General features: G+C 61.0%; 18 protein-coding genes. All 18 read right to left on the bottom strand.

The annotated features are described in order from the left end of the window. Window positions 1-37 precede the first annotated feature (37 nt). Window positions 38-3,937, bottom strand: coding sequence for a YhdP family protein (locus tag ACW5XD_RS11840; RefSeq protein ID WP_456495050.1), 3,900 nt, complete (start codon window positions 3,935-3,937; stop codon window positions 38-40). Then, window positions 3,938-5,407, bottom strand: a complete 1,470-nt coding sequence (gene rng / locus ACW5XD_RS11835; protein WP_042868629.1) for a ribonuclease G — start codon at window positions 5,405-5,407, stop codon at window positions 3,938-3,940. A gap of 194 nt (window positions 5,408-5,601) precedes the next feature. Continuing rightward, window positions 5,602-6,189: a Maf family protein gene (locus ACW5XD_RS11830; protein WP_042868627.1), complete on the bottom strand. Its 588-nt coding sequence runs from the start codon at window positions 6,187-6,189 to the stop codon at window positions 5,602-5,604. A gap of 51 nt (window positions 6,190-6,240) precedes the next feature. Then, window positions 6,241-6,726 (bottom strand): rod shape-determining protein MreD, encoded by a 486-nt coding sequence (gene mreD, locus ACW5XD_RS11825; protein WP_456495049.1) that lies wholly within the window; start codon window positions 6,724-6,726, stop codon window positions 6,241-6,243. Next, window positions 6,726-7,619, bottom strand: coding sequence for a rod shape-determining protein MreC (mreC, locus tag ACW5XD_RS11820; protein ID WP_456495048.1), 894 nt, complete (start codon window positions 7,617-7,619; stop codon window positions 6,726-6,728). The genes mreD and mreC overlap by 1 nt, the downstream gene beginning before the upstream one ends. Before the next feature lie 42 nt (window positions 7,620-7,661). After that, window positions 7,662-8,702, bottom strand: a complete 1,041-nt coding sequence (locus ACW5XD_RS11815; protein WP_005308111.1) for a rod shape-determining protein — start codon at window positions 8,700-8,702, stop codon at window positions 7,662-7,664. A gap of 204 nt (window positions 8,703-8,906) precedes the next feature. Further along, the gene (locus ACW5XD_RS11810) at window positions 8,907-12,590 is read right to left on the bottom strand and encodes a DUF6701 domain-containing protein (protein ID WP_456495047.1); all 3,684 of its coding nucleotides are present in this window, start codon (window positions 12,588-12,590) and stop codon (window positions 8,907-8,909) included. Then, window positions 12,587-13,057, bottom strand: coding sequence for an MSHA biogenesis protein MshP (locus ACW5XD_RS11805; RefSeq protein ID WP_456495046.1), 471 nt, complete (start codon window positions 13,055-13,057; stop codon window positions 12,587-12,589). The genes ACW5XD_RS11810 and ACW5XD_RS11805 overlap by 4 nt, the downstream gene beginning before the upstream one ends. Continuing rightward, on the bottom strand, window positions 13,047-13,874 hold the full coding sequence (locus ACW5XD_RS11800) for a PilW family protein (protein ID WP_456495045.1): 828 nt from the start codon (window positions 13,872-13,874) through the stop codon (window positions 13,047-13,049). The genes ACW5XD_RS11805 and ACW5XD_RS11800 overlap by 11 nt, the downstream gene beginning before the upstream one ends. After that, entirely contained in the window at window positions 13,874-14,497 is a 624-nt protein-coding gene (locus ACW5XD_RS11795; protein WP_456495044.1) for a type IV pilus modification PilV family protein, read from the bottom strand. Before ACW5XD_RS11795 ends, ACW5XD_RS11800 begins: the two co-directional genes overlap by 1 nt. Further along, entirely contained in the window at window positions 14,484-14,981 is a 498-nt protein-coding gene (locus ACW5XD_RS11790; protein ID WP_456495043.1) for a type II secretion system protein, read from the bottom strand. Before ACW5XD_RS11790 ends, ACW5XD_RS11795 begins: the two co-directional genes overlap by 14 nt. A gap of 56 nt (window positions 14,982-15,037) precedes the next feature. Further along, window positions 15,038-15,472 (bottom strand): prepilin-type N-terminal cleavage/methylation domain-containing protein, encoded by a 435-nt coding sequence (locus ACW5XD_RS11785; RefSeq protein ID WP_456495042.1) that lies wholly within the window; start codon window positions 15,470-15,472, stop codon window positions 15,038-15,040. A gap of 14 nt (window positions 15,473-15,486) precedes the next feature. Then, window positions 15,487-16,158, bottom strand: a complete 672-nt coding sequence (locus ACW5XD_RS11780; protein ID WP_456495041.1) for a type II secretion system protein — start codon at window positions 16,156-16,158, stop codon at window positions 15,487-15,489. A 77-nt stretch (window positions 16,159-16,235) separates the two neighbouring features. Continuing rightward, on the bottom strand, window positions 16,236-16,697 hold the full coding sequence (locus ACW5XD_RS11775; RefSeq protein ID WP_456495040.1) for a hypothetical protein: 462 nt from the start codon (window positions 16,695-16,697) through the stop codon (window positions 16,236-16,238). A 228-nt stretch (window positions 16,698-16,925) separates the two neighbouring features. Further along, entirely contained in the window at window positions 16,926-18,146 is a 1,221-nt protein-coding gene (gene mshG / locus ACW5XD_RS11770; protein ID WP_456495039.1) for an MSHA fimbrial biogenesis protein MshG, read from the bottom strand. A gap of 59 nt (window positions 18,147-18,205) precedes the next feature. Beyond that, on the bottom strand, window positions 18,206-19,915 hold the full coding sequence (gene mshE, locus ACW5XD_RS11765; RefSeq protein ID WP_456495038.1) for an MSHA fimbrial ATPase MshE: 1,710 nt from the start codon (window positions 19,913-19,915) through the stop codon (window positions 18,206-18,208). A 32-nt stretch (window positions 19,916-19,947) separates the two neighbouring features. After that, entirely contained in the window at window positions 19,948-21,042 is a 1,095-nt protein-coding gene (locus tag ACW5XD_RS11760; RefSeq protein ID WP_456495037.1) for a tetratricopeptide repeat protein, read from the bottom strand. After that, window positions 21,039-21,929, bottom strand: a complete 891-nt coding sequence (locus tag ACW5XD_RS11755; RefSeq protein ID WP_456495036.1) for an ExeA family protein — start codon at window positions 21,927-21,929, stop codon at window positions 21,039-21,041. Before ACW5XD_RS11755 ends, ACW5XD_RS11760 begins: the two co-directional genes overlap by 4 nt. Between the last annotated feature and the right edge of the window lie 44 nt (window positions 21,930-21,973).

Raw genomic sequence — 21,973 nt, 5'->3', positions numbered from 1 at the left:
GGCTCACTCCTTGTGATGGCAAGACCCGCCACCAGCCTCAGCGCTGGGGGGGTTCCGGGTGTTTGGGGGTCAGCAGGAAGGGGGTCACTTGCTGCTTGGGCAGGGTGGGCGCCACCGCTTCAACCGCCGCCTTCTGTTGCTGGTTGAGCTTGATGCGGGCCCTGTCCCGCCCCGCCTCGATCAGCTTGGGATCATCGAGCGGGCCGGAAACCCGAAAATCAATGCGGGTCACCACGTCCACCACCGGCTCCAGCAGCTTGGAGAGGGCCAGCACATAGAGACCGGTGATCGGGGTCAGCGAGAAGGCTGCCACCACCGGCAGGGTGCCGCCCAGGTTGGGGGAGAAGCTCAGCTCGTAGTCGAGCCGCCAACGCACCAGATCGGCGATGCCTTCACCGCGCAGGTTGCCTGCCGCTCCCTTCATGTAGAAATCGCGGTTGTCCACCACCCCCTGCTTGATCTTGGCCGAAGCGGACATGGATTCAAAGTAGAAACCCTTGTCGAACACGTCGCGAAAATCGAGGCGCAGCTTGCGCAGCAGGGAATCCAGGCTGAGCAGGGAAAGCAGGCGCGCCCCCTTGTCGTTGACCTCCCGCAGTGTGCCCCCTTCCAGCTGATAGTCGGCGCTGCCTGCCAGGGTCGGCAGGCTCAGCCGGTAGGGTACATCGTCCCAGTTCAGATCCAGCGCCATCTTGCCGGGCGCATCACCGATGGGCGAGGTATAGCCGAGTCGCTTGAGCAACAGCTCGCTGTTGTTGCTGCTGATATGGGCACGAGCATGGGTCTGCATCCGGCCTGGCTGGGCCAGCCACTCGACGTTGCCGGTCAGCTGACTGCCCGCCAGTCGAACATCCAGTCCCTTGAGGGTCAGCTTGTTGGCGCCAGGCACCAGTTCCCCCTTTACCTCACCCAACGGCAACTCACCGAAGCGACAATCCACACAACTGAAAGTGAGCCAGGGAATGGCATCCATGATGGCCCTGTCCTGCTTGGCATCGGGCTCGGGACTCAGATCCGAGCTTTTGCCGGACCAATAGATACGGGCAAATTTGGCCTCGACAGGCTGACGGTCTGTCACCGGCAGGCGCACCACCCCCATCACGTCGGGGCTGTCGATCATCACCTCGGTGGCCTGCTTGACCGGCCCGACGGTGAAGTGCACCGCCTTGAGATTGGCACTGCCGATATCGGCACGGGCCAATTGGCCATCCACCCACCACTCCTGCGGCAAGAAGGCGGGGCCTACCACGGCATTGCCACCCGATGCCGTGCTCGCCGGCAACCACTGCTTGAGCCGGGCCAGCCAGCCGGCCACATCGGCCTGCTGCTGGTTGATGGCGAGCAGCATGGGCTTGTCGCGCAGCACCCGGGCCCCTGGTTGGCCCACATCCACCCGTACCCGGCTGAGGTAAGGCACTCCATCGCCATAGACCAGCCGGCTCTGCATATCCACATCGGCCCCCAACACGGCGCGGATGTCGGCACTGCCATCGCGGCCACGGGCGGTCACCTTGAGCGGCAAGCGGCTGCTGGCGGCCTTGGCCAGCGGTGAAGGCAGATCCAGCCCCATCCCTTGCAGGTTGGAGTCCAGTGCCAGCTGGAAGCTGAATGGCTTGTCATTGGGCAGGGTCAGCCCCAGGGTGCCGGCCCAGTTGCCACGCCCCTTGAGGATATCGAGCACCGGCACATCGCGGCGTTGGCGGCTGCTGTCCCACAAGCCCTTGAACTTGAGGTCAACCTGATAACGATTCGGCTGCTGCCTGCCCTGATAATCCAGGGTCAGCGGCTGATTCCACAGGCTGGCCTTGAGATTGCTGGAACGAGTCTGCTCGTTGTCATATTCAAGCCGCCCCTGCACCTGCTCCAGCGGCAGATCCAGGCTGGCGACCCGTACCTTGTTGTTGCTGAACAGGGCATCGCCGCTCGCCTTGACTTCGCTCTCGCCATCGAGGGGGATATCCAGCTTGACCGAACCCTTGAGCGGACCCCGGACCTCGATCTCCCGCAGCGCCTGGCCGACGGAATCTCCCAGCGGTGAGTCCTGCAGGTAGTCGCTGATGGCCTTGCCCTCGCCCGCCACTCTGGCGTCCACATAGAGGTGAGCGCCCGGGTAGAGATCCGGGATCCAGGCATGGACCGAGTCGGAGCTGGCCTTGCCAAGGTGGGTGGAACGGCTGTTCATATCGAGACTGGCATTCTGGAACAGCAGATCGATCTGCAGGTCGGTGAGCGGTTGCCAACCGGGGAAGAACTGGAAGGTGGCCCGTTCCAGCGGCACCGCCACCTGGAAGATACCCTCGCCCTTGCTGTAGGGAAAATCCTTGAACTCGCCGTACCAGAGCAGGTCGGCACTCTTGGCCTGACCGCCCTTGATGGCACCGCTCAGGTAATCCACCAGGCTCTTGTCCATCACCTGCAACGGATAGTAGCGATCCGCATTGCCCGCATTCTTGACATCGATACGGCCGGTCAGCGCGAGGAAGGTATGTTCGAACAGATCCATCCTGAAGCGGCTGGCGAGACTCAGGTCCGGGTTGTCCAGCACCACATCCTGACCATAAAGCACCCAGCCTTGCGGATCCTGCCACCAGTCGAGCCGCGCCGAGAAGCGGTCTATGGGAATGGGCTCCTTGAAGTGGCGGGCCGGATCCACCTTGTCATTGGCAAGGGCCAGTCGGGCACTGCCCCCCGTCGGGGTCAGCCAGAATTCGCCATTGAGATCCTGCACGCCGGGCACATCCTGCCAGGCGCTGACCTTGATGTGGGATAACCGGCCGCTGAGGGACAGTCCGCGCCAGTCGGCATCGGCCTGCAGGATGAGATCCTGCAGCTGGCCCTTGGGCTGGGTACGTTTCAGGGTCTCGGTCAGTTTGGGGTAGAGACCCGACACCAGCTGGCTCAGGTTGGCAACCTGACCCAGATCGATGGCGGGTACATAACCCTGAATACGGTCCCCAACCCGCTCTAGCTGCAAGCGGCTCTGCAACCAAGGCTTGCCGTCGAGCTTGAAGGTCACGTCATGACTGGCGAGCTGCCACTCTTCACCATCCCGGCGCAGCTGGATCTTGCCCCCCTGCAGCCCGAGACGGTGCATGGCCCCCTGCTTCTCATCCTTCCATATCAGGTAGTTGTCGCCAAACGCCAGCAGGGATTCCCCCAGCTGGCCATTGGCAAACTCGCTCCAGAGCTGAAAATCGAGCTGGCCGTTCACCTTGGGCTCACCGGCGTGGATCCGTGCCAGCATGGGACTGATGTCGAGCTGGCGGGCGCCCAGATAGAGCTGGCCCTTGAGACGGTCGAGCCGTGCCTCCGGGGCATCCACATCCAGGATGAGATCCAGAGTGCTCTCGCCCACCCCGTTGATGAGATAGGCCTTACCGACCCCCTGATGGCGCTTGCCGCGATTCTGCCAACGCAGCTGGGCGATATCGAGGGCGCGAACCTCCCCCAGCGCAGTGGTCAAGCTGAGGCGGGTGTCATAAATGTCGAAAGTGGAGAGCTGGGTCAGCAGAAAGCGCAGCAATGCCTGCTGCTGATCGGGGCCATCACGGGTCCCGGGGTCGGCGGGCTGGGCCAGATCCAGCGCTATGTCGCCATCGCTCAGGATGAGCTGGCCAAAAACGGGTTTGAGTTCGTTGAGGGAGCGCCAGAAGTCCAGGTGGACCCGTACCTTGCCAATGCGCAGGGCAAAACGGCCGGAGTCCGGCGCTATTACCAGCTGTTGCAGCTCCAGAGCCGGGCCGCGCTGGGTCCAGTCCAGTCCGATGCGATCGACACTGGCCTCCAGCTTGCTGTCGGCCAGCAGGTTATCGAGCAGTGCCTGTCGGTGCTGGTTGAGCAGTGGGCCGCCAAAACGAACCAGACTGACCAGGATGGCCAGCAGCACGAAGAAGACCCCAAGGGCTAACCAGCCCCGACTCAGCCAGCGATAGACCAATTACATCATCACCACATCGAATTGTTCCTGACCACAGAGCGGTTCACTCACCACTCTGACCTGCTTGCCGATGAACACCTCCAGCTCGGCGAGGCTGTGAGACTCTTCGCCCCGCAGATAGTCGGCCACGGCGGGCGCGGCGTAGACGGTGAACTGATCCGCATCGTAGGCGCGATTGACCCGGATGATCTCCCGCAGGATCTCGAAACAGACCGACTCCACCGTCTTGACCCGACCGCGCCCCTTGCACTCGGGGCACTCGGAGCAGAGTACGTGCTCCAGGCTCTCGCGGGTACGCTTGCGGGTCATCTCCACCAGACCGAGCTGGGAGAAGCCGTTGACGTTGGTCTTGGCCCTGTCCTTGGAGAGCGCTTGCTCCAGGCTGTGCAGCACCCGCCGACGGTGATCCTCGGACTGCATGTCGATGAAGTCGATGATGATGATGCCGCCGAGGTTGCGCAGGCGCAGATGGCGGGCGATGGCCGCCGTCGCCTCGACGTTGGTGTTGAAGATAGTCTCTTCCAGATTGCGATGGCCGACGAAGGCACCGGTGTTGATGTCCACCGTGGTCATGGCTTCGGTCTGGTCAATGATGAGGTAGCCACCGGATTTCAGCTCGACCTTGCGATCAAGGGCCCGCTGGATCTCGTTCTCCACGTCGTAGAGATCGAAGATGGGGGACTCGCCGGAGTAGTATTCCAGCTTGCCGGCCAGTTCGGGCACGTACTCCTCGGTGAAGCGCTTGAGCTGATCGAAGCTCTGGCGCGAGTCGACCCGGATCTTGTCGAGCTCGGCACCGACGAAGTCGCGCACCACCCGAAAGGCCAGGCTGGGATCTTCGTAGAGGATCTTGCAGGGCGGGTACTTCTGCTTGCGCTCCAGGATCTTGCGCCACAGCCGCTTCAAGAAGGCGGCATCCTGCTCCAGCTCCTGCTCCCCCACCCCTTCGGCGGCGGTGCGAATGATGTAGCCACCGAGATCATCTACATAGCTGGCCACGGTGCGCTTGAGGCGCTCGCGCTCCGCTTCGGATTCGATGCGCTGGGAGACGCCGACGTGGGCACTGCCGGGCATAAAGACCAGATAGCGGGACGGCAAGGTGATGTCGGTGGTGAGTCGGGCGCCCTTGGTACCCAGCGGATCTTTCACCACCTGCACCATGATGTCCTGCCCCTGCCGCACCAGTTCGGCGATATTGCCGGCCTGGAACTGCTCTTTCTCCTTCACCGCCACGCACTCGGTGTGCGGCACTATGTCGGAAGCGTGCAGGAAGGCCGCCTTGTCCATGCCGATATCGACGAAAGCCGCCTGCATGCCGGGCAACACCCGGCTGATCTTGCCTTTGTAGATATTGCCCACTATGCCGCGCTTGGCCTGACGCTCTACGTGCACTTCCTGCAGCAGACCGTTTTCGACCAGGGCGACCCGGGTTTCGGAGGGGGTGACGTTCACCAGCAGTTCTACCGACATAAGTTACCTTGCCTTTCTAGTTTTAAATTCTGGCAGCCAAACCGGCACGAGTCCGGTGAGTAACGCAGTAAGAAACAGCCGGCGAGTGTCACCGACCCATACCTTGCCTGTGATGGCTTCAAATTCTGACCGCCATGTTCAGACCCTGTGCCTGCCCGCTGAGCGGGCCTTGCAGAACACGGCTGGCGGATAGATTACCGAGACTGTTCCAGATGATGCTTGATCAGCAGATCCGTTTCCAGCAAGGGCAGGCCGACCACGGCGCTGTAGCTCCCCTCGATGCGGCTGACGAACTTGCCGGCAATCCCTTGAATCGCATAGGCACCGGCCTTGTCGCAAGGCTCCCCCGTGCGCCAGTAGGCCTCGATCTCGGCCTCGTCCAGCTTGCGAAACGCCACATTGGTGGTGACCAGGCGCACATCGCAGCGCTCCGGGGTGGCCAGCGCCACCGCCGTCATCACCTGATGCACCTTGCCGGAGAGCGCCTCCAGCATGTCTTTGGCATCGAGCAGGTCGGAGGGTTTCTCCAGCACCCGGTCACCCAGCACCACTATGGTATCGGCACCCAGCACCGGCAGCGCCGTCGGAGCAGCTGCAACCCCGGCCATCGCCTTGTCGCGGGCGAGGCGGCAGACGTAATCCTGCGCCTTTTCACCCTCTTCCCGCCGCTCCGGCACATCCAGTCTGAGCACCTCGAAGCGGTAACCCAGCTGGGCAAGCAGTTCATGACGGCGGGGCGAGCCCGAGGCGAGATAGAGTTGCAGTTCGTTGTGCTTGTTCATATTCACTTAATGAGATGAGGGAAAGTTACAATGCATTGTTTTTGCTCATATTCACTTGATATTGAAGCGACGGCGCACCTTGCGCAAGACCAGAAACACCCAGGGCCATATTAGCATCGTGCTCAGGGTCGACCAAAAGTAGGCGAAATTGAGGCTGGCGCGGCTGAACAGGTGTTCGGCCCAGAAGATGGTCACCTTGCCCACCAGCGAGAGGCAGCAGATGATCAGCGCCTGTTGCCAGAGGGAGAAGTTGCGGATCTTTTGAAACTGGAAGGCCGCCAGATAGCTGATGATCGCCATCGCCATGGCCCGCACACCCAGGGTGCTGCCCAGCAGCACATCCAGCAGCAGACCAGCAACCCAGGCGGTACCAACGTTGGTGCGATGCGGCAATGCCAGCGCCCAGTAGATGAGTACCATGGCGAGCCAGTCCGGCCGGAAAGGTTCAAATTGAAAGGGAAGCGGCAGAATAGACAGGCACAAAGCCAGCAGGATCGAGAGCCAGATCCAGATCCTGCCGCTGGCGGGTTGCAACATCAGCGCGTCGCTCCCGCAGCCGAGGTCGCCGATGCGGGAGCCGGCGCTTCTTCATCGTCATGCACTTCCGGTTTCTTGTCGGTCCACAGCAGCAGCAGGTAGCGCAATCTGTCCAACGCCACCAGCGGCTTGGCCTCGACCTGGGCGAAGGGCTTGCCCTCCACGTAGTCGGAGCGGGTCACGGTCGCCACCGGATAACCTTCCGGGAAGCGGCCGCCAAGGCCTGATGTCACCAGCAGATCGCCGACTTGCACATCCGTGTTGCGCGGCAGGTTGCGCAGTTCCAGCTTGTCGAGCTCGCCACTGCCGGAGGCAATGGCCCGCAGGTCGTTGCGCAATACCCGCACCGGGATGCCGTGGCTGGAGTCGGTGATGAGCAGGACGCGGCTGGTGGTGGAACCCACGTGCAGCACCTGACCTATCACCCCCTGATCGTTGATCACCGGCTGGCCGTTGTAGACACCGTCCAGCGCCCCCTTGTTGATCAGCACCTGATGGCTGAAGGGGTCGGAGTCCACCGACAGCAGCTCGGCCACCATCTTGCGGGACTCCTTGTGCACCGGAGAACCGAGCAGCTCACGCAAGCGCTGGTTCTCGTGCTCCAGATGATCCATCTTGAGCAGGCGCGAACGCAGGGTGAACAGCTGTTGTTCCTGCTGCTTGGTCTGCTCGATGAGCCCGGCCCGGGTCTGCACCTGGGTCGACATGGTATCGAGCATGATACCTGGCGCATTGGCCATGTATTGCAGCGGGCTGACGAGCGAACTGAGGTAGACGCGGACGTGGGTAAACACACCGAAGCGAGAGTCCGCTACGATGGCAGCAATGGAGATGATGACGGCGAGAAACAACCGTAACTGAAGCGAAGGGCCTCTACCAAAAATGGGTTTCATGAGTCGTCAAAAAAGAGCCGGCGCGCTGGCCGGCTTTGGGTCTTATTCGTAGTGGAACAGGTCGCCACCGTGCATATCGATCAGCTCCAGCGCCTTGCCGCCGCCACGGGCCACACAGGTGAGGGGATCTTCGGCAACCACTACCGGTATGCCGGTCTCTTCCATCAGCAGACGGTCGATATCCTTCAGCAGGGCACCACCACCGGTCAGCACCATGCCGCGCTCGGAGATGTCGGACGCCAGTTCCGGCGGAGACTGCTCCAGCGCCACCATCACGGCGGAGACGATACCGGACAGGGGCTCTTGCAGCGCTTCCAGGATCTCGTTGGAGTTGAGGGTGAAGCTGCGCGGCACACCTTCGGCCAGGTTGCGACCACGGACTTCGATCTCGCGCACCTCTTCGCCCGGATAGGCGGAGCCGATTTCGTGCTTGATGCGCTCGGCGGTGGCTTCCCCGATCAGGCTGCCGTAGTTGCGACGAACGTAGCTGATGATGGCTTCGTCAAACTTGTCGCCACCAATCCGCACGGACTGGGAGTAAACCACGCCGTTCAGGGAGATGATGGCCACTTCGGTAGTACCACCACCGATATCGACCACCATGGAACCGGTCGCTTCGGAGACCGGCAAGCCGGCACCGATGGCGGCAGCCATGGGTTCGTCGATCAGGTAAACCTCACGGGCGCCGGCGCCCAGTGCGGATTCCTTGATGGCGCGGCGCTCTACCTGAGTGGAGCCGCACGGTACGCACACCAGCACACGCGGGCTGGGGCGGAAATAGTTGTTGTCGTGAACCTGTTTGATGAAGTGCTGCAACATCTTCTCGGTCACGTAGAAGTCGGCGATGACGCCGTCTTTCATCGGACGGATGGCGGAGATGTTGCCTGGGGTACGACCCAGCATCTGCTTGGCGGCATGACCGACGGCAGCGACCGATTTGGCGTTCCCGCGCTCTTGGCGAATGGCGACAACTGAGGGTTCGTTAAGGACGATCCCTTGATCTTTTACGTAGATCAGGGTGTTGGCAGTTCCCAAGTCGATCGACAGATCGTTGGAAAAGACGCCTCTGAGCTTTTTGAACATGGCTACGGGAAATCCTAAGAATTTGGAGGTGCGGAAAACCGGCTAACTTTACCAATGCCCACCCCAATGGGCAAGCGCTCAAACTGTCGCCAACCCATCAGGCGCGACAAAAATGCGAGTCATCACTCACCCGCACAGGCTGACAAACGCTAATAAACAAGAAGATAGGCGGGAAGATCCCGAAGATCCGCCGCCCCGCCTCCATTACTGCATCACTTCGCGCCGATAAATAATTCTGTCATTACCCCGGCTGGAGCCAAAAATGGCCTCGCCGAGCAGGGCATTTGGGGTACTCGGATCGGTCAGCCAGAGTGGCTGTGATGGCTGTTTGTCCAACGCAATCCGGTAAGGTATTCGTACCGCCAGATTGGGAGCCCCAAAGTGGAACAATATTTCCCCCTTGCTGGCCTTTGCATCGACAGCTCCGGGGGCTGCACTACCCAACCCGACATGGATTGCGGTACCACTACCCAAAGCCAGATCACCACTGCTGGCATCATAGTGCTGGGCATTATTGGTAAACATGATGCCATCATTGGCCAGTGAGAGCTGACTGCAAAGATCGGCTTCATTCAGGTTCCAGTTACCACTCTGGTAATATTGCAGTTGCAGCGGCAGCGCCAATGTCGCACTGGCAACCCCCTGCCCCGTGCTGGCAAGCAGTCTACCGTAATAGGCAATCATGGTGTCATCAGTACCTGCCGGAATGCTCAGCTGCCTGGCATTGCAGGTCACGCCGACCTGGCAGTCGCCCACCACGGCCGTATTCATGTTCATCCCGGTCAAGGTCGTGACCGCTGGGTTCTCGCCGTCGATGATGCGCAGCCCGAACCGCAGTTTGGAGAAGGGCTCTTCCGGCGTGGTGAGCGACGGTGTCCGCTCCGCCAGGCGGGCAAAGCGGCTGCTGCCATCGAGATTGACCTCGCCGGCCTGCCAGTTGGTCGCCAGACTGCCGATCCGATCGGTGCGATCGATGCCGTCCTTGTTGTTGGCGCCGACCAGATAGAGCAGCCCCCTGGCAAAGGCGTCGCGGTAATTAAGGGTCACCCCGCCCTGCTTATTGCGGGCCTGTACCACCATCCTGACCCCAAACGGCTGACTCATATAGCTGAAACCGCCACAGGCTGGGGTCACAGCCCCGCTGAGCAGGTTGAAATCCCAGGGCACGAAGCGCCCCACGGGAGCACTGACCGCCGCAGGAATGGTATAGCCGAAATAGCCGGCGGCCGGCGGGGTGGCCGTCATCCGGAACACTCCTACCTCGCTCACCGTCTGGTTGACGCTGTTGAGGCTGTTGGCGGCGGCCCCATGGTTATAGGTGTTGGTGCCAAGCACGGCATTGGTTCCGGGGTTGGGTGCCACCAGGGTGCTGCCCAAGGCGATGGCGCTCAGCACAAAGTTGGGCGTTGTCTGATTCCCGACACAAATATCACCATCATTGGCCGATTCCCAGGCCATCGCCTTGATGTCTATCTGGAATGTGTCTCCCGCCTTCTTGAATACCGGGCAGTTGCTGTCTCCTGCCGCACAGATCCCCTGCGGGGGCGTAATGCAAAGGCCGACCGGGCGCGCCACAAACTGATCCGAGCCGAGCATCACCAGCCCCGCCTCATTGCCCGTGCCGTCGTAGCGGGCATCCAGCTGGACCTTGCCCGCATCCGGATACTTGACCGTCATGCTCGACTGCCCCTGAGCATCGAAGTTGAGGGAAAGCGCAGTGGCATTGCTCTGGCTGCTGCCGATCATGTTGTTGTTGACGCTCATCCCGCTGTTGTAGGCGTTGCCGGCGGGCGAGACATAGCTGCTCCAGAACTTGAGGCTCTTGGTCTGGCTGGCGAACCCCGGCACGCACTGCTTGGTCGCATCGCTCTTCTTGACCGCCTTGATGGTCACTGTCTGCGGCTGGTTCGAGTAGGTGTCGGGCACATCAAAGAGGAAGCCGCTGTCGGAAAAAGTGAGGGTACAGGCGGCGCTGCTCAGCGCCCCGCCGCCCGACCGGCAAAGAGTGGTGCTGAGCGGTTTGGTCGAGGGCGTCGAACCACTGACCCCCACGGTGACCGCCCCGGCCGTGTTGTTTCTGAGCTGCAACGTGGTAGTGCCGCCGCTGAAACTCACTACGTTGCCTCCCACCCAGCCCCCATTGGTCGTCGTGCTGGGGAGCAAGGTCGCAGTGACAGGATCCGTGATCAACAGGCTGCAATCCGGATTGGCGCAAGCCCGGATGGTGAGGGTTTCCGGGTTGCAGGTCAGCGCATTGCCGCTGTGGTCGAACTCGAAATGATCGATCTGGGTGCCCACCGGGCTGGAGCGCAGGGCACAGATCCGCACGTTGTCGATTTCGTGGTAGTTGGTCACCGAACCGGTGGAACCGGTCAGAGAAAGCAGGAAATTGGCCGGCACGGCAGTCTGTCCTGACTGGGCCACCATATTGATGGGCCCAATCAGGGGGCTGTAACCCGAACCGGTATCTCGCTCCACCGTGGCCAGCGAGCTACCTGCCGTCCTGGAATCCACGGTAATGCGGTAGCGGTGGGGACGATTGCTGTTGATGCCGCTGTCGACGGTCGGGCTCAGATTGCTCGCCGTACCGGCCAAATAGTTGTAGCCAGAGGTGCCCGAACCAGAGCCACGAATGGAAACCGCCTGCGGGCGAGACCCCTGATTGTAAAAGCCCCCTTCATTGGCATAGTTGCCATATTCATCGATCCCGACTCCGAGCCAGCCGCCCGCGAAGCCACTGATCCCGGTCTTGAAGCCATAGCCCAGCGGACCGCCAAAGGCGCCGGGCTGAGGTGTCAGGGTGGAATCAGAGAGCACCACTGCCATCCCGTCTGCCCCGCTCGTGCCAGAGGTCTTGTAAGCGAACTGATCGAATTCGACCGTCACCAGATTGCTGGCCCCCGGGAAGAGACGCTGGAAGGTGGCCGAAGTGGCCTGGTTGGTGACGTTCTGGGTAAGGCGCAGGCGACCATTTTGCACCGATGGCAAGGTGCTGTTGTTGCGTTGGGAGACTACCCAGTTATCCGGGTTGATCTGGGCACTGTCGAAACCATCCGAATAGCATGCCAAAGGGGGAGGTACGGCATAGTCATTGATGCTCGACTGGGCGTCCATCGTCAGATAGCCGGCCGTCACCCTGCCATAGACGGTGGCATTGTTGTTCATGGTGAGCCGCCCATCGGTATAGAGGTAACCATAAAACGTGGTGCCATTGTCGATCACCATGTTGGTGTAGTTTACCCAGATGAGGCTGCCCTGATTGCTGGCGTTGATGCTCACGGTATTGAGCAAGGTTACGTCCTGATTGACGAAGATCCGGGTGGTGCCGCTGCCAGACAAGCGGATGCTGCCATTGTCGATGATCAGCTTGTCGATGAAATAATCCCCCTCGCCCAGTACCAGAGTCGCGTTGTTGCGCACCGTCAGGCTTTTGAGCTGATAGATGTTGCGACTCGGGAACGTCATGGTACAGCTTTCGACCGTCATGGTGTCGTAAGCCGCACTGGAGGCTGTTTGCGAGCCTGACAAGCAGCTCTGGATCGTACTGGAACTGGTGGAGAGGAAAACGTTGTTCCCGTTGAGGGCCAAGCCACGAATATCGCTGCCGGTAACGGCACAGACCTTGTAACCGCCAACACCACTGTCGCAACGGGGAGTATTGTTCTGATCGGGCATGATCGAGCAGAAGTTGAGCGGCAGACCGCCTGTTCCATTGATCTTGGGATTGTTGAGCTGGGTGAGCTGATAACCGCTGACCTGGTGACAGGTGTCACTGTTGTTGCCGTGATGGCCCTGCACCACAGCCGGAAAGAGGGTGCCGGTATCGATGGGGTCGAAGGCCCACGCCTGACTACCAAGAAGGGCCAGGCACCATAGCCATTTCATCATGAACCTCCATCGTAGGCTTCAACGGTCAGGGTACGACTCACGGCAAAATCCGGATTGGCACTATTGATATCCTCTACTCCACACGCGCCCATGCTGACCAGACGATAACCATTTGTGACGATACCATTGTAAGTAACGGGCACCTTGGCGCAACTCACCTCGGCCCTGCAACCGGCAAGGCCCGCATTGTCGGGGAAAGAGGTCGCAAAACTGGCGTCACACAGAGCCGGCGGCAGAGGTTGCAACACGGTACGATTGGGAAACAGGCGATACAGGCTGATCTCCAGCCCGCTCTGGACGGCCAGCAGGGCCCGTACGCTGCGCACTTCTACCGTATTTTTCTCGCCGCTGTCGACCAGAAAGCGGCCCATGGCAGCCGCCAGCAGTGCCATCACCACGATAACAAACAGGGCGATCATCAGGGCGCTGCCCCTCGCCCGTCTCGGTTGCCTGACATCAGGGCACATTGAGCACCCCTATCTTGTGGTTGAAGGTGACAGATTCACCTTTGCGCTCAAACACAAGCCGGATGCCAAATTCCCCTTGTGCGTTGAAGGCCGACGTTTCCCGATAAAAAGTGCCAGTACGAATGGCCTCGGCCATCAGCACCCCGGTGGCGGGCAAAGAGTGGCTGATGGCGGTACTGGCGCGGGTCAGCGTATTCCCCTCCACGCAATAACGCACCTGCTGGTTGGCAAAGTAGACCCGGCTGCCCGGCGAGAGGCCCGCCAGGGTTTCGCTACTGATGTAGCGAATAGTCTGAGCCCCGGATACCGGAGCCAGCACCTCGGTCACGCTGGCGACACAACGGCCATACTCGCAACCATTGATCAGCGAATCCACGCCTGAATTCGGCACAGGGAAGACGGTCATCAGATCTCCCATCTTGACAGCATTGGCATCCTGACTCAGTGGATTGGCCGCAGAGGCGGGGGTTGCCATCACCAGCTCCAGAGCCGCGCTGCTGCCTGATATGGCACGATTGAGGGCGACATAACGGCTGGAAGCGCTGATGGGCCAAAACCGCAGGCAGGCCCCCTCGTCAAGCCAGTTGCCATTCTGGTCTTCAATCCGCTCTGAACCTGGCACTGCATCACGCAGCTCACGATTGAGCCGCTCCATGGCGAAGCGGGCATCGCTCATCAGCTGCTCGCGGCTGCTGGCATCCCCATAAATCTGGGTGCCAATGCCGATGAACTGGCTGGTAAAGGTCGCCATGATGCCGAGCAGCAGGATCACCATCACCAGCTCGATCAGGGTAAAACCGCCCATTGCCCCTCTCATCAGTAATTACCCCGATAGAAGGAGAAGTCGAGCACGCTCTGATCCGGCAGGCGCACCTGCAGATCGATGCGTTTGCCCACGGAGCAGGGGGCAGTGCAGGTCTGGAAAGTACCATCCTTGAAGTCGACCGCACTCACCGCAACCCTGACCTGATAGTTGCGATACTCCTCGCTGCTGATCCCCGCTGCGGTCTGGGTTAAACGGTTGGCATCCACCCAGTTACCCGAGGTATCGAAGTCATCCACATCGTTATAGGCGTAAGCGGCGGGCTCTCCATCGGGGCCATATAAGCTGGGTTGCCAACCCGCAATGGCCGGAGCAGGAGGTTTTTGAGTACAAATCACACCAACAGGGCAACTGCAGTCCCCATAAAATTGGCCATTGAAGGTCTCGCCGCAGCGATAACGACCGCCGTTATGGTCTGATTTTTCATCGAACGACTTTTGCAGTATCTCGCCGGCCAGGCGCTGGGCCAACTGGGCGGCACGTACCTGCTGCACCGGATCCACCGCCTGGGGTGCCTGATTGATCAAGAGGCCAAGAATGCCGGTCAGCGCCACCGCCAGCAGCACTATGCCGACGATCAGCTCAATCAGGGTAAAGCCATGTTCAGGGGCTCTCATGGATATAGCCCTCGGATTCAATCTTGATGCGGCTCGTCTCGCCTCCATCGCTCACCTGCAGAGTGCAGCCGCCAGCACAGACGCCTAGCGGGCGGCCCATCTGATCAAAACGGAGCACGAAGTGGCTGTTGTTATTGAGGGAGATAGTCATACCGGAGGAAGGTGTGACAGGACGACCACGAGTACGCTGATTATCGCCCCAGCTGGCAATAGGGCCAGGAGGCGGGCAAACCGCACCGGTAACTACCTGCGTGATATGGGCAAATCGGGAAGAGTCCACAACCAGCTGGGTACAGCGGCTGACAGGTTCGTGCATATTGGCGGTCTGCACCAGCCGCAGCCGGGTCAACAGCTCATCACGGAGGGTTTGAGTTTCAAAGCCGCCTTTGCCCAGCAATTTTGGCATGGCAAAGGCGGCCAGAATCCCGAGCAACAGGATCACCACGACCAGTTCAATCAGGGTAAAGCCCTTGGTTGCAGGCATGGGGTTTCTCATTGGGGAAAGTAGAAAGCGAGGCCGAAGCCTCGCAATCATGACTATTAAGAACAGTTAGCACCGCTCAGAGATACTGAGAATGTAGCACCAGCTACAGAAGGGGCGCTGTATATCACCTGGCAACTGTTGTTCTGATTAGACTTATATACACCATCATTATTCTGTGCCCAACCACCATCAACAGTAATAGTTTTACCTATACCTGCATCATCAGCAGTAGGGTAACCAAACTTAGTGGTTACTCGTTCTGTACCAACAGCAACTGAGGAAGCACCACTTGTCTCAGTACCATCGATAGCTGAACGGCTATACACCAATTGGGCACCACTCTTGATTGCAGCAGCCACGCCCTGTGCAGCAGCTTCATTTGCATCATCCTGCAGATTCAGAAACTTGGGCGCAGCAGTCACTGCCAGAATGCCCAGAATGATGATCACGATGACCAGCTCGATCAGGGTAAAACCCGCCTGTTTTTTCATTTCATTTTCCTCTGTTAATTGATGTTGGTGGTCACCTGACCGGAAGCCGGACGGTAACTGAAACTCATAAATGCATCAGTACTGCCTTGCGGATCCTGATACTTGCCATCGCTACCCTTGCTCAGACTATTGACCAGATAGTAACGGCAGACCGAGTCCAGGCCGTTATTGGTCACGCTGACATAGTATTTCAGGTCATTGCCGCTACCGCGCACCTCGCTAAAACTGGCAGTAGCCTTGGGCGGGTTCTGCAGCAGCCCCTCCCAAATATTGAGACAGCGCGGGGCCGTCAAGTTGGCCGGATCCACATCGACACCGCCACCCGCCGAGGTATCCATGGGATAACCAGGCGAGAGCTCGCCATTGCTGACCTGAGCCTCGGTCGGCGTGGTCAGATAAAAACGGGAACCGTCATACAGCACAGTATTGAGGTTGTCCTGCTTGGCACGGCCCTCCGCTTCCCACTGGGCCCGCACCAGCGAGACGCCGGTGGCAAAGCCGCCGGAGACCCCTTCCACGCTGGCCTTCTTGGCCTCGTCGGTCACATCGAGGAAGCGAGGCAAGGCGGTCACCGCCAGGATCCCCAGAATAACGATGACGATCACCAGTTCGATCAACGAGAAACCCGCCGCCCGAGATGTCATCACCAACCCGGGATGGGTTGGTGCCATTCGATTTGTTGTCATGGGCCCTCCGTAATAACCTGCATTATTTCATGCAGATATAAAAAAATCATGTCACTGAGCCACACAATCGGCCTCATTCAAGGCTTTTGCAGCACTCTGCCATCAGAAAATTGATAAATCAGCCAATTATCTTCCCAACCGAACTCGCATCCCTCGCCATCCACGCTTGCCAGGGCCTGTACCGGCGGCTGTGTCGACGCCGATACACCTATGAGTTGCTCCCACAGCCAGCGGCAATTTTCAGACGGCGTCAGCCGGACACCGTTGCCCAGCGGCCAGCCCCGCTCATCAAACTGCCAGACCACCCCGTCGGCGTGCAGCACGGCCGGACGACGTTGATCCAGCCAGAGCCCGTGCAACCGCTGGGCACGCTCGGCAAACTGCTCTCCCAGTAGCGTCAGACTCACAGCAAGCGCCTCCGCTCTGTGGGTACGATAGCTCTGGGCCAGGGTCGCCACCATGATCAGCAGCAAGATGAGGACGGCCATCCGTCTATATCCCCCCAGCCAGCGGTCATCCTGTTGTGACTGTCTGCTCACCCACACCTCTCCCGCACCCTGTTGCCCAACCACAACGCATTATTCCCCCATCAGGAGGAGTAAAGATCATCACTTGTCGCGTACGGCCCGCATCATGTCCCCATCAGGAGGAGCAAAGATCATTACTTGCCGCGTACGGCCCGCATCATGTCCCCATCAGGAGGAGTACAGATCATTACTTGCCGCGTACGGCCCGCATCATGTCCCCATCAGGAGGAGTAAAGATCATCACTTGCCGCGTACGGCCCGCATCATGTCCCACATGGGCGTGAAGATACCAAGCGCCAGCACCAGCACCATGACGGCCACTATGCCGATCAGGATGGGCTCTATCCGGGCGGTCAGACTCTTGAGGTCATAGTCCACCTCCCGCTCGTAATACTCGGCCGCCTCGTGCAGCAGATCGTCGACCTGGCCCGTCTCTTCCCCCACCGCGATCATCTGCATCACCAGGGGGGTAAACAGGCCGCTGCTGCCAGCGGTGCGCAGCAGGCTCTCACCCCGTTCGATACCGGCCCGCATGTCGCGGATCCGGCTTGCCATCCAGGCGTTGTCCACCGCATCGGCCACGAGCGTCAGCGCCGTATTGAGCGGCACCCCGGCCTTGAGCATCATGGAGAAGCTGCGGGCGAAGCGGGCCAGCAGGGAGCGCTCTATGATGGTGCCGACGATGGGCAACCTGAGTTGCCATCTGTGCCAGGTCAACTTGCCCTTTGCGGTGCTTACCCAACGCCGCCAGCCAACCACCATGGCCAGCAGAATGCCGAGCAGCAACCACCAGTAGTGGACGAAAAAGTGGGAGGTGGCGAGCAGGATCCGGGTCGCCAGCGGCAACTCGACGCCGAACTTGGCAAACATGCCGGCAAATACCGGGATCACCATGATATTGAGGATCACCATGGCGATGCCGATGGCCACCAGCACGAAGCTGGGATAACGCATGGCGGCCTTGATCCGCTTGCGGGTTTCCAGCTCCAGATCGAAATAGTTGGCGAGCTGCAAGAAGGCCTCTTCCAGCTGACCCGTGTTCTCGCCGACATGAATAATGGCGACGAACAGGCTGCCAAATACCTTGGGGTGGGCCTGCATCGAGCTCGACAGCGGCCGACCGTTGCCCAGATCTTCCCCCAGCGCGTGCAGCGCTCGCTTGAGCGGCTTGCTGTGGGCGCTCTCCTCCAGCCCGGCAATGGCACGCAGGATCGGGATCCCCGCCCGGGTCAGGGCATACATCTGGCGACTGAACACCACCAGCTCATCGAGCTTGACGCCCCCTTCCAGCAGCAGTGACCAGTCGATGGCAGCGGATTTCGCCTTGCCCGGTTTGAGTTCGGTCGGCATCACGCCGCGGCGCATCAACTGCTCGGCCGCCGCCATCTCGTTGGCGGCGTCCACCACGCCGCTGACGGCATTGCCCTGGCTGTCGCGTCCCTTGTAGGCAAAGATGCTCATGGTGCGCCTCGCACCAGCCGGTCAGCACCGTGCTCATTGCCGATGAAGTTGGCCATCACTTACCCCAGGTCCTCGGCCAGCCGGAGCACCTCGTCCACCGAGGTGATCCCCTGGCGGGCATAATCCAGCGCCGTCAGGGCCAGTGGTCGATAGTGTTCATGCTGGCGCGCCGCCTTGGCGAAGCCTTCGGCGTCGTTGCGGCGCAGGGCATCCATCATGGGCTGATCCAGCTCCAGCAGCTCGTATACCCCGATCCGGCCAGCGTAACCGGTGAAGTTGCAGCTCTGGCAACCACGTCCCTTGTGGTAGATATGCTGACCGGGCGCCTCGCCGGAGATCACGGTCAGCCAGGTGGCCTGCCCCTCGTCCGGCGCCTTCTCTTCGACGCAGTGCTCGCACACCCGTCGCACCAGCCGTTGGGCCACCACGGCCCGCAGCGCGCTCGCCACCAGATAGCCAGGCGCGCCCATGTCGATGAGCCGCAGGGCGCTGGTGACGGCATCATTGGTGTGCAGTGTGGTCAGCACCAGATGCCCTGTGATGGCACCACGCAGGCCTATCTCCACCGTCTCGTTGTCCCGCATCTCTCCCACCAGCAATATGTCCGGATCCTGACGCAGGGTGGATCGCAGCACGTGGGAAAAGGTCAGCCCTATCTTGGGGTTGACCTGCACCTGGCTGATGCGGGGCAGCCGGTATTCCACCGGATCTTCCACCGTGATGATCTTCTGGCTGGCCTGGTTGAGCTCGGAGAGCGCGCCGTAGAGGGTGGTGGTCTTGCCACTGCCGGTGGGACCCGTCACCAGGATCATGCCGTGGGGCCGTTTGAGCTGGCGCCGGAAGCGGGTCAGGATCTCCGGCGGCATGCCGGTCTCGGTCAGCGACAGGATGCCGGAGGATTGGTCCAGCAGCCGCATCACCACGGATTCGCCATACTGCACCGGCATGGTGGACATCCGCACATCCACGTCACGGCCGCGCACCTTCATGTTGAAGCGGCCATCCTGCGGCAGCCGCTTCTCGGAAATATCGAGCCCGGCCACCAGCTTGAGGCGCAGCACCAGCGCCTGGGCAATGCGCACCTCGTTGAGGATGTTCTCGTGCAAAATACCGTCGATCCGCTGGCGAATGCGCAGCACCTTCTCGTCCGGCTCGATATGGATATCGGAGGCCCCCACCTGCACCGCGTCCTCGAACAGAGAGCGCAGCAGCTTGGCCACCGTCGCCTCCCCCTCGTCACCAGCCCCCAGGTTGCTGGAACCGAGCTCGAAGCCGGAGTCCTGATACTCCTCGTGCAGCTGCTCGGCAAAGCTCTCGATCTCGCGGGTGCGGCGATAGAGGCGGTCGAAATACTCCAGCAGCTGACCTTCCCGCGCCACTGCCAGCCCCATTTCCCGCGGGCTAAGCAGCGCCGCGATGGCATCGAGGGCACTCAAGTCCGCCGGATCCGACATGGCCACCGTCACCTTGTTGTCGGTGAGGTTGACCGCCAGCGCACGGTAGCGGCGCGCCTGCACCTCGGGCAGCAGCGGCACCGCCGAGGCATCGATGGTGAGGTTGTTGAGATCGAAGAAGGGCACGTCCAGCTGGCGGGCAAGGAATTGCAGCAGCTGTACCTCGCTGATGAAGCCCAGATCGATCAGGGTGGTGCCCAGCTTGCGGCCGGTCTGACGCTGCTGCTGCAGGGCGAGCTGCAGCTGATCATCCGAGATGATCTGTTCCTGTACCAGCAGGTCGCCGAGGCGCATTTTCAGTCTGGGTTGTGCCATGCAAACTCCAAAAAAGTTAACCGTCCCGCCCGTCAGGGGGCGAGCTGGGCAATTCGCTGTTCAATCCAGCTGGCCGATGCCTCGCCGAGGTTGCCGTGCAACTGGGCATTGCGATAGGCATCGAGCGCGCGCTGACTGTGACCCTGACCATCTTCGGCCACACCAAGCCCAAGCCACCAGCGGCCCTGATCCGGCTGCTGACGCAGCAATTTCACGTAGAGATCCGCCGCTTCGGCATTGCGGCCCAGCTCCTGCGTCAATCCGGCCCAGGTGGCGTAATAATCCAGATTGGTAGCCAGATCCGGCTGATAGCCGGTCAACCAACCGAGTGCCTTGAGCTGATCGCCGCCACTGATGGCGAGCCGAGCCAGCAACAGCCGAAAATCCGCCTGCGCGGGATCGAGCCGGATCCCCTCTTCCAGCAGCTCGCTGGCCTCGCTCAGTCGACCTTCGCCATAGAGCAGGCCCGCCAGTTGCTCGCGGGCGCCCTGATTGTGCGGGTCGTGGGCCAGTACCTGATAGTAGTTGTCCTGGGCATCGCGCAGTTGCCCCCTGGCCATGGCGGTGGTGGCCTTGCGCTCAGCCAGGGTGGCCAGCTCGGCCTCGGAGAGATTGACCGTCTCTATCTTCAGCACCCCGGGTTTGCGCGGCGGCGGGGCGACAGCCTCTTGTTCCGCTTCCAGCTCGGCATAGAGGTCGGGCTGCAACTCCTCATCGCTCGGCCCCTCCTCTTCGACAGTACCATCGGCAACATAGTCGGTGGCATTCTCCTGCACCGCCAGCGCCTGCTGCGGCTCGGTGGCCGGTTTGGCCCGCGGTGTCGGCAGGGCAACCACCTGATCCACCGGCTCCTGCTCCTCATCCGTTGGCGTGACGGGCACGGCGCGGGCAACGGCATCAGGCCGCGGCTCGCTGGTCGCCTGCGCCAGATTCTGCGGTGCGACCCGCTGGCTCTGTTGCCAGTAGATCCAGGTACGCCAGCCCAGAATGCCGAGGGCCAGGCCACAGATCAGGGTCAACGCCAGCATCCACCAGCCCTGTTGCCGCACGGGGGGCACATAAACGGCCCCCTCGCTCCCCTGCTGACGCTGTTCCAGATCCTTGAGCATCTGGTTGATCACACTCATGGCCAGACTCCATAGGCCAGGGCACACCCCAGCAGTAGTAACAGTGGCCACCAGCGACCTCGCACGGGGCGGCTGGCATCGTCGGTATCGCGAATGGCGCGGAGCACCAGACCGGCATCGATCTGGCGCTCACCCCGACCATAGGCCAGCATCAGACACTTCTGCGCCAATATGTTGATGAGCCGCGGGATGCCCCGGGAGGCGCGCCACAACAGACGCATGGCGCGACCACCGAACAGCGGGGCCCCGCGATAACCAGAAACCTGCAATCTGTGCTCCAGATAGGCGCGGGTCTCGTCAAAGCGCAGCGGCCGCAGGCAGTAGGAAAAACCGATCCGCTGGCGCAACTGGCGCAGGTGGGGCTTGGCCAGCCTGGCGTCCAGCTCGGGTTGACCGAACAGTACGATTTGCAGCAGCTTGCTAGACTCGGTTTCCAGGTTGCCGAACAGCCGGATCGCCTCCAGCGTCTCGTCCGGCAAGGCCTGCGCCTCGTCGATCAGCACCACCACCCGGCTCCCCTGCCGATGCAGACTGATGAGGTGGCGATGAATGCGATCGGTCAGATCCAGCTCGCTCTGATCCCGTACCGGCAGACCCAGCTCTAGGGCCAGCGCGATGCGCAGCTCGGCAGGAGTCAGATGGGGATTCGGTAACCAGGCGAGGCGCACCGGGCACGCCTCCGAGCCCAGCTCGCTCAACAGCTTGCGACAGAGCAGGGTCTTGCCGGTGCCGACCTCGCCGGTCACCTTGATAAAGCCCTCCCCCTGAATCAAGGCCCAATGAAGCACCTGCAGCGCCTCCTCGTGGGGCGGCAGCCCATAGTAAAAAACCGTGTTGGGGGTGAGGCCGAACGGCGCCTCCTGCAAGCCGAAATGCTTCAGGTACATGAATTGTCACCAGCCTGGAAGTCTGCTGTGGCAACAGGCCACTG

The organism is Aeromonas enterica (assembly GCF_054052465.1).
The sequence above is the reverse complement of the archived record's forward strand: the minus strand, read 5'-3'. Positions and strand labels throughout refer to the sequence as shown.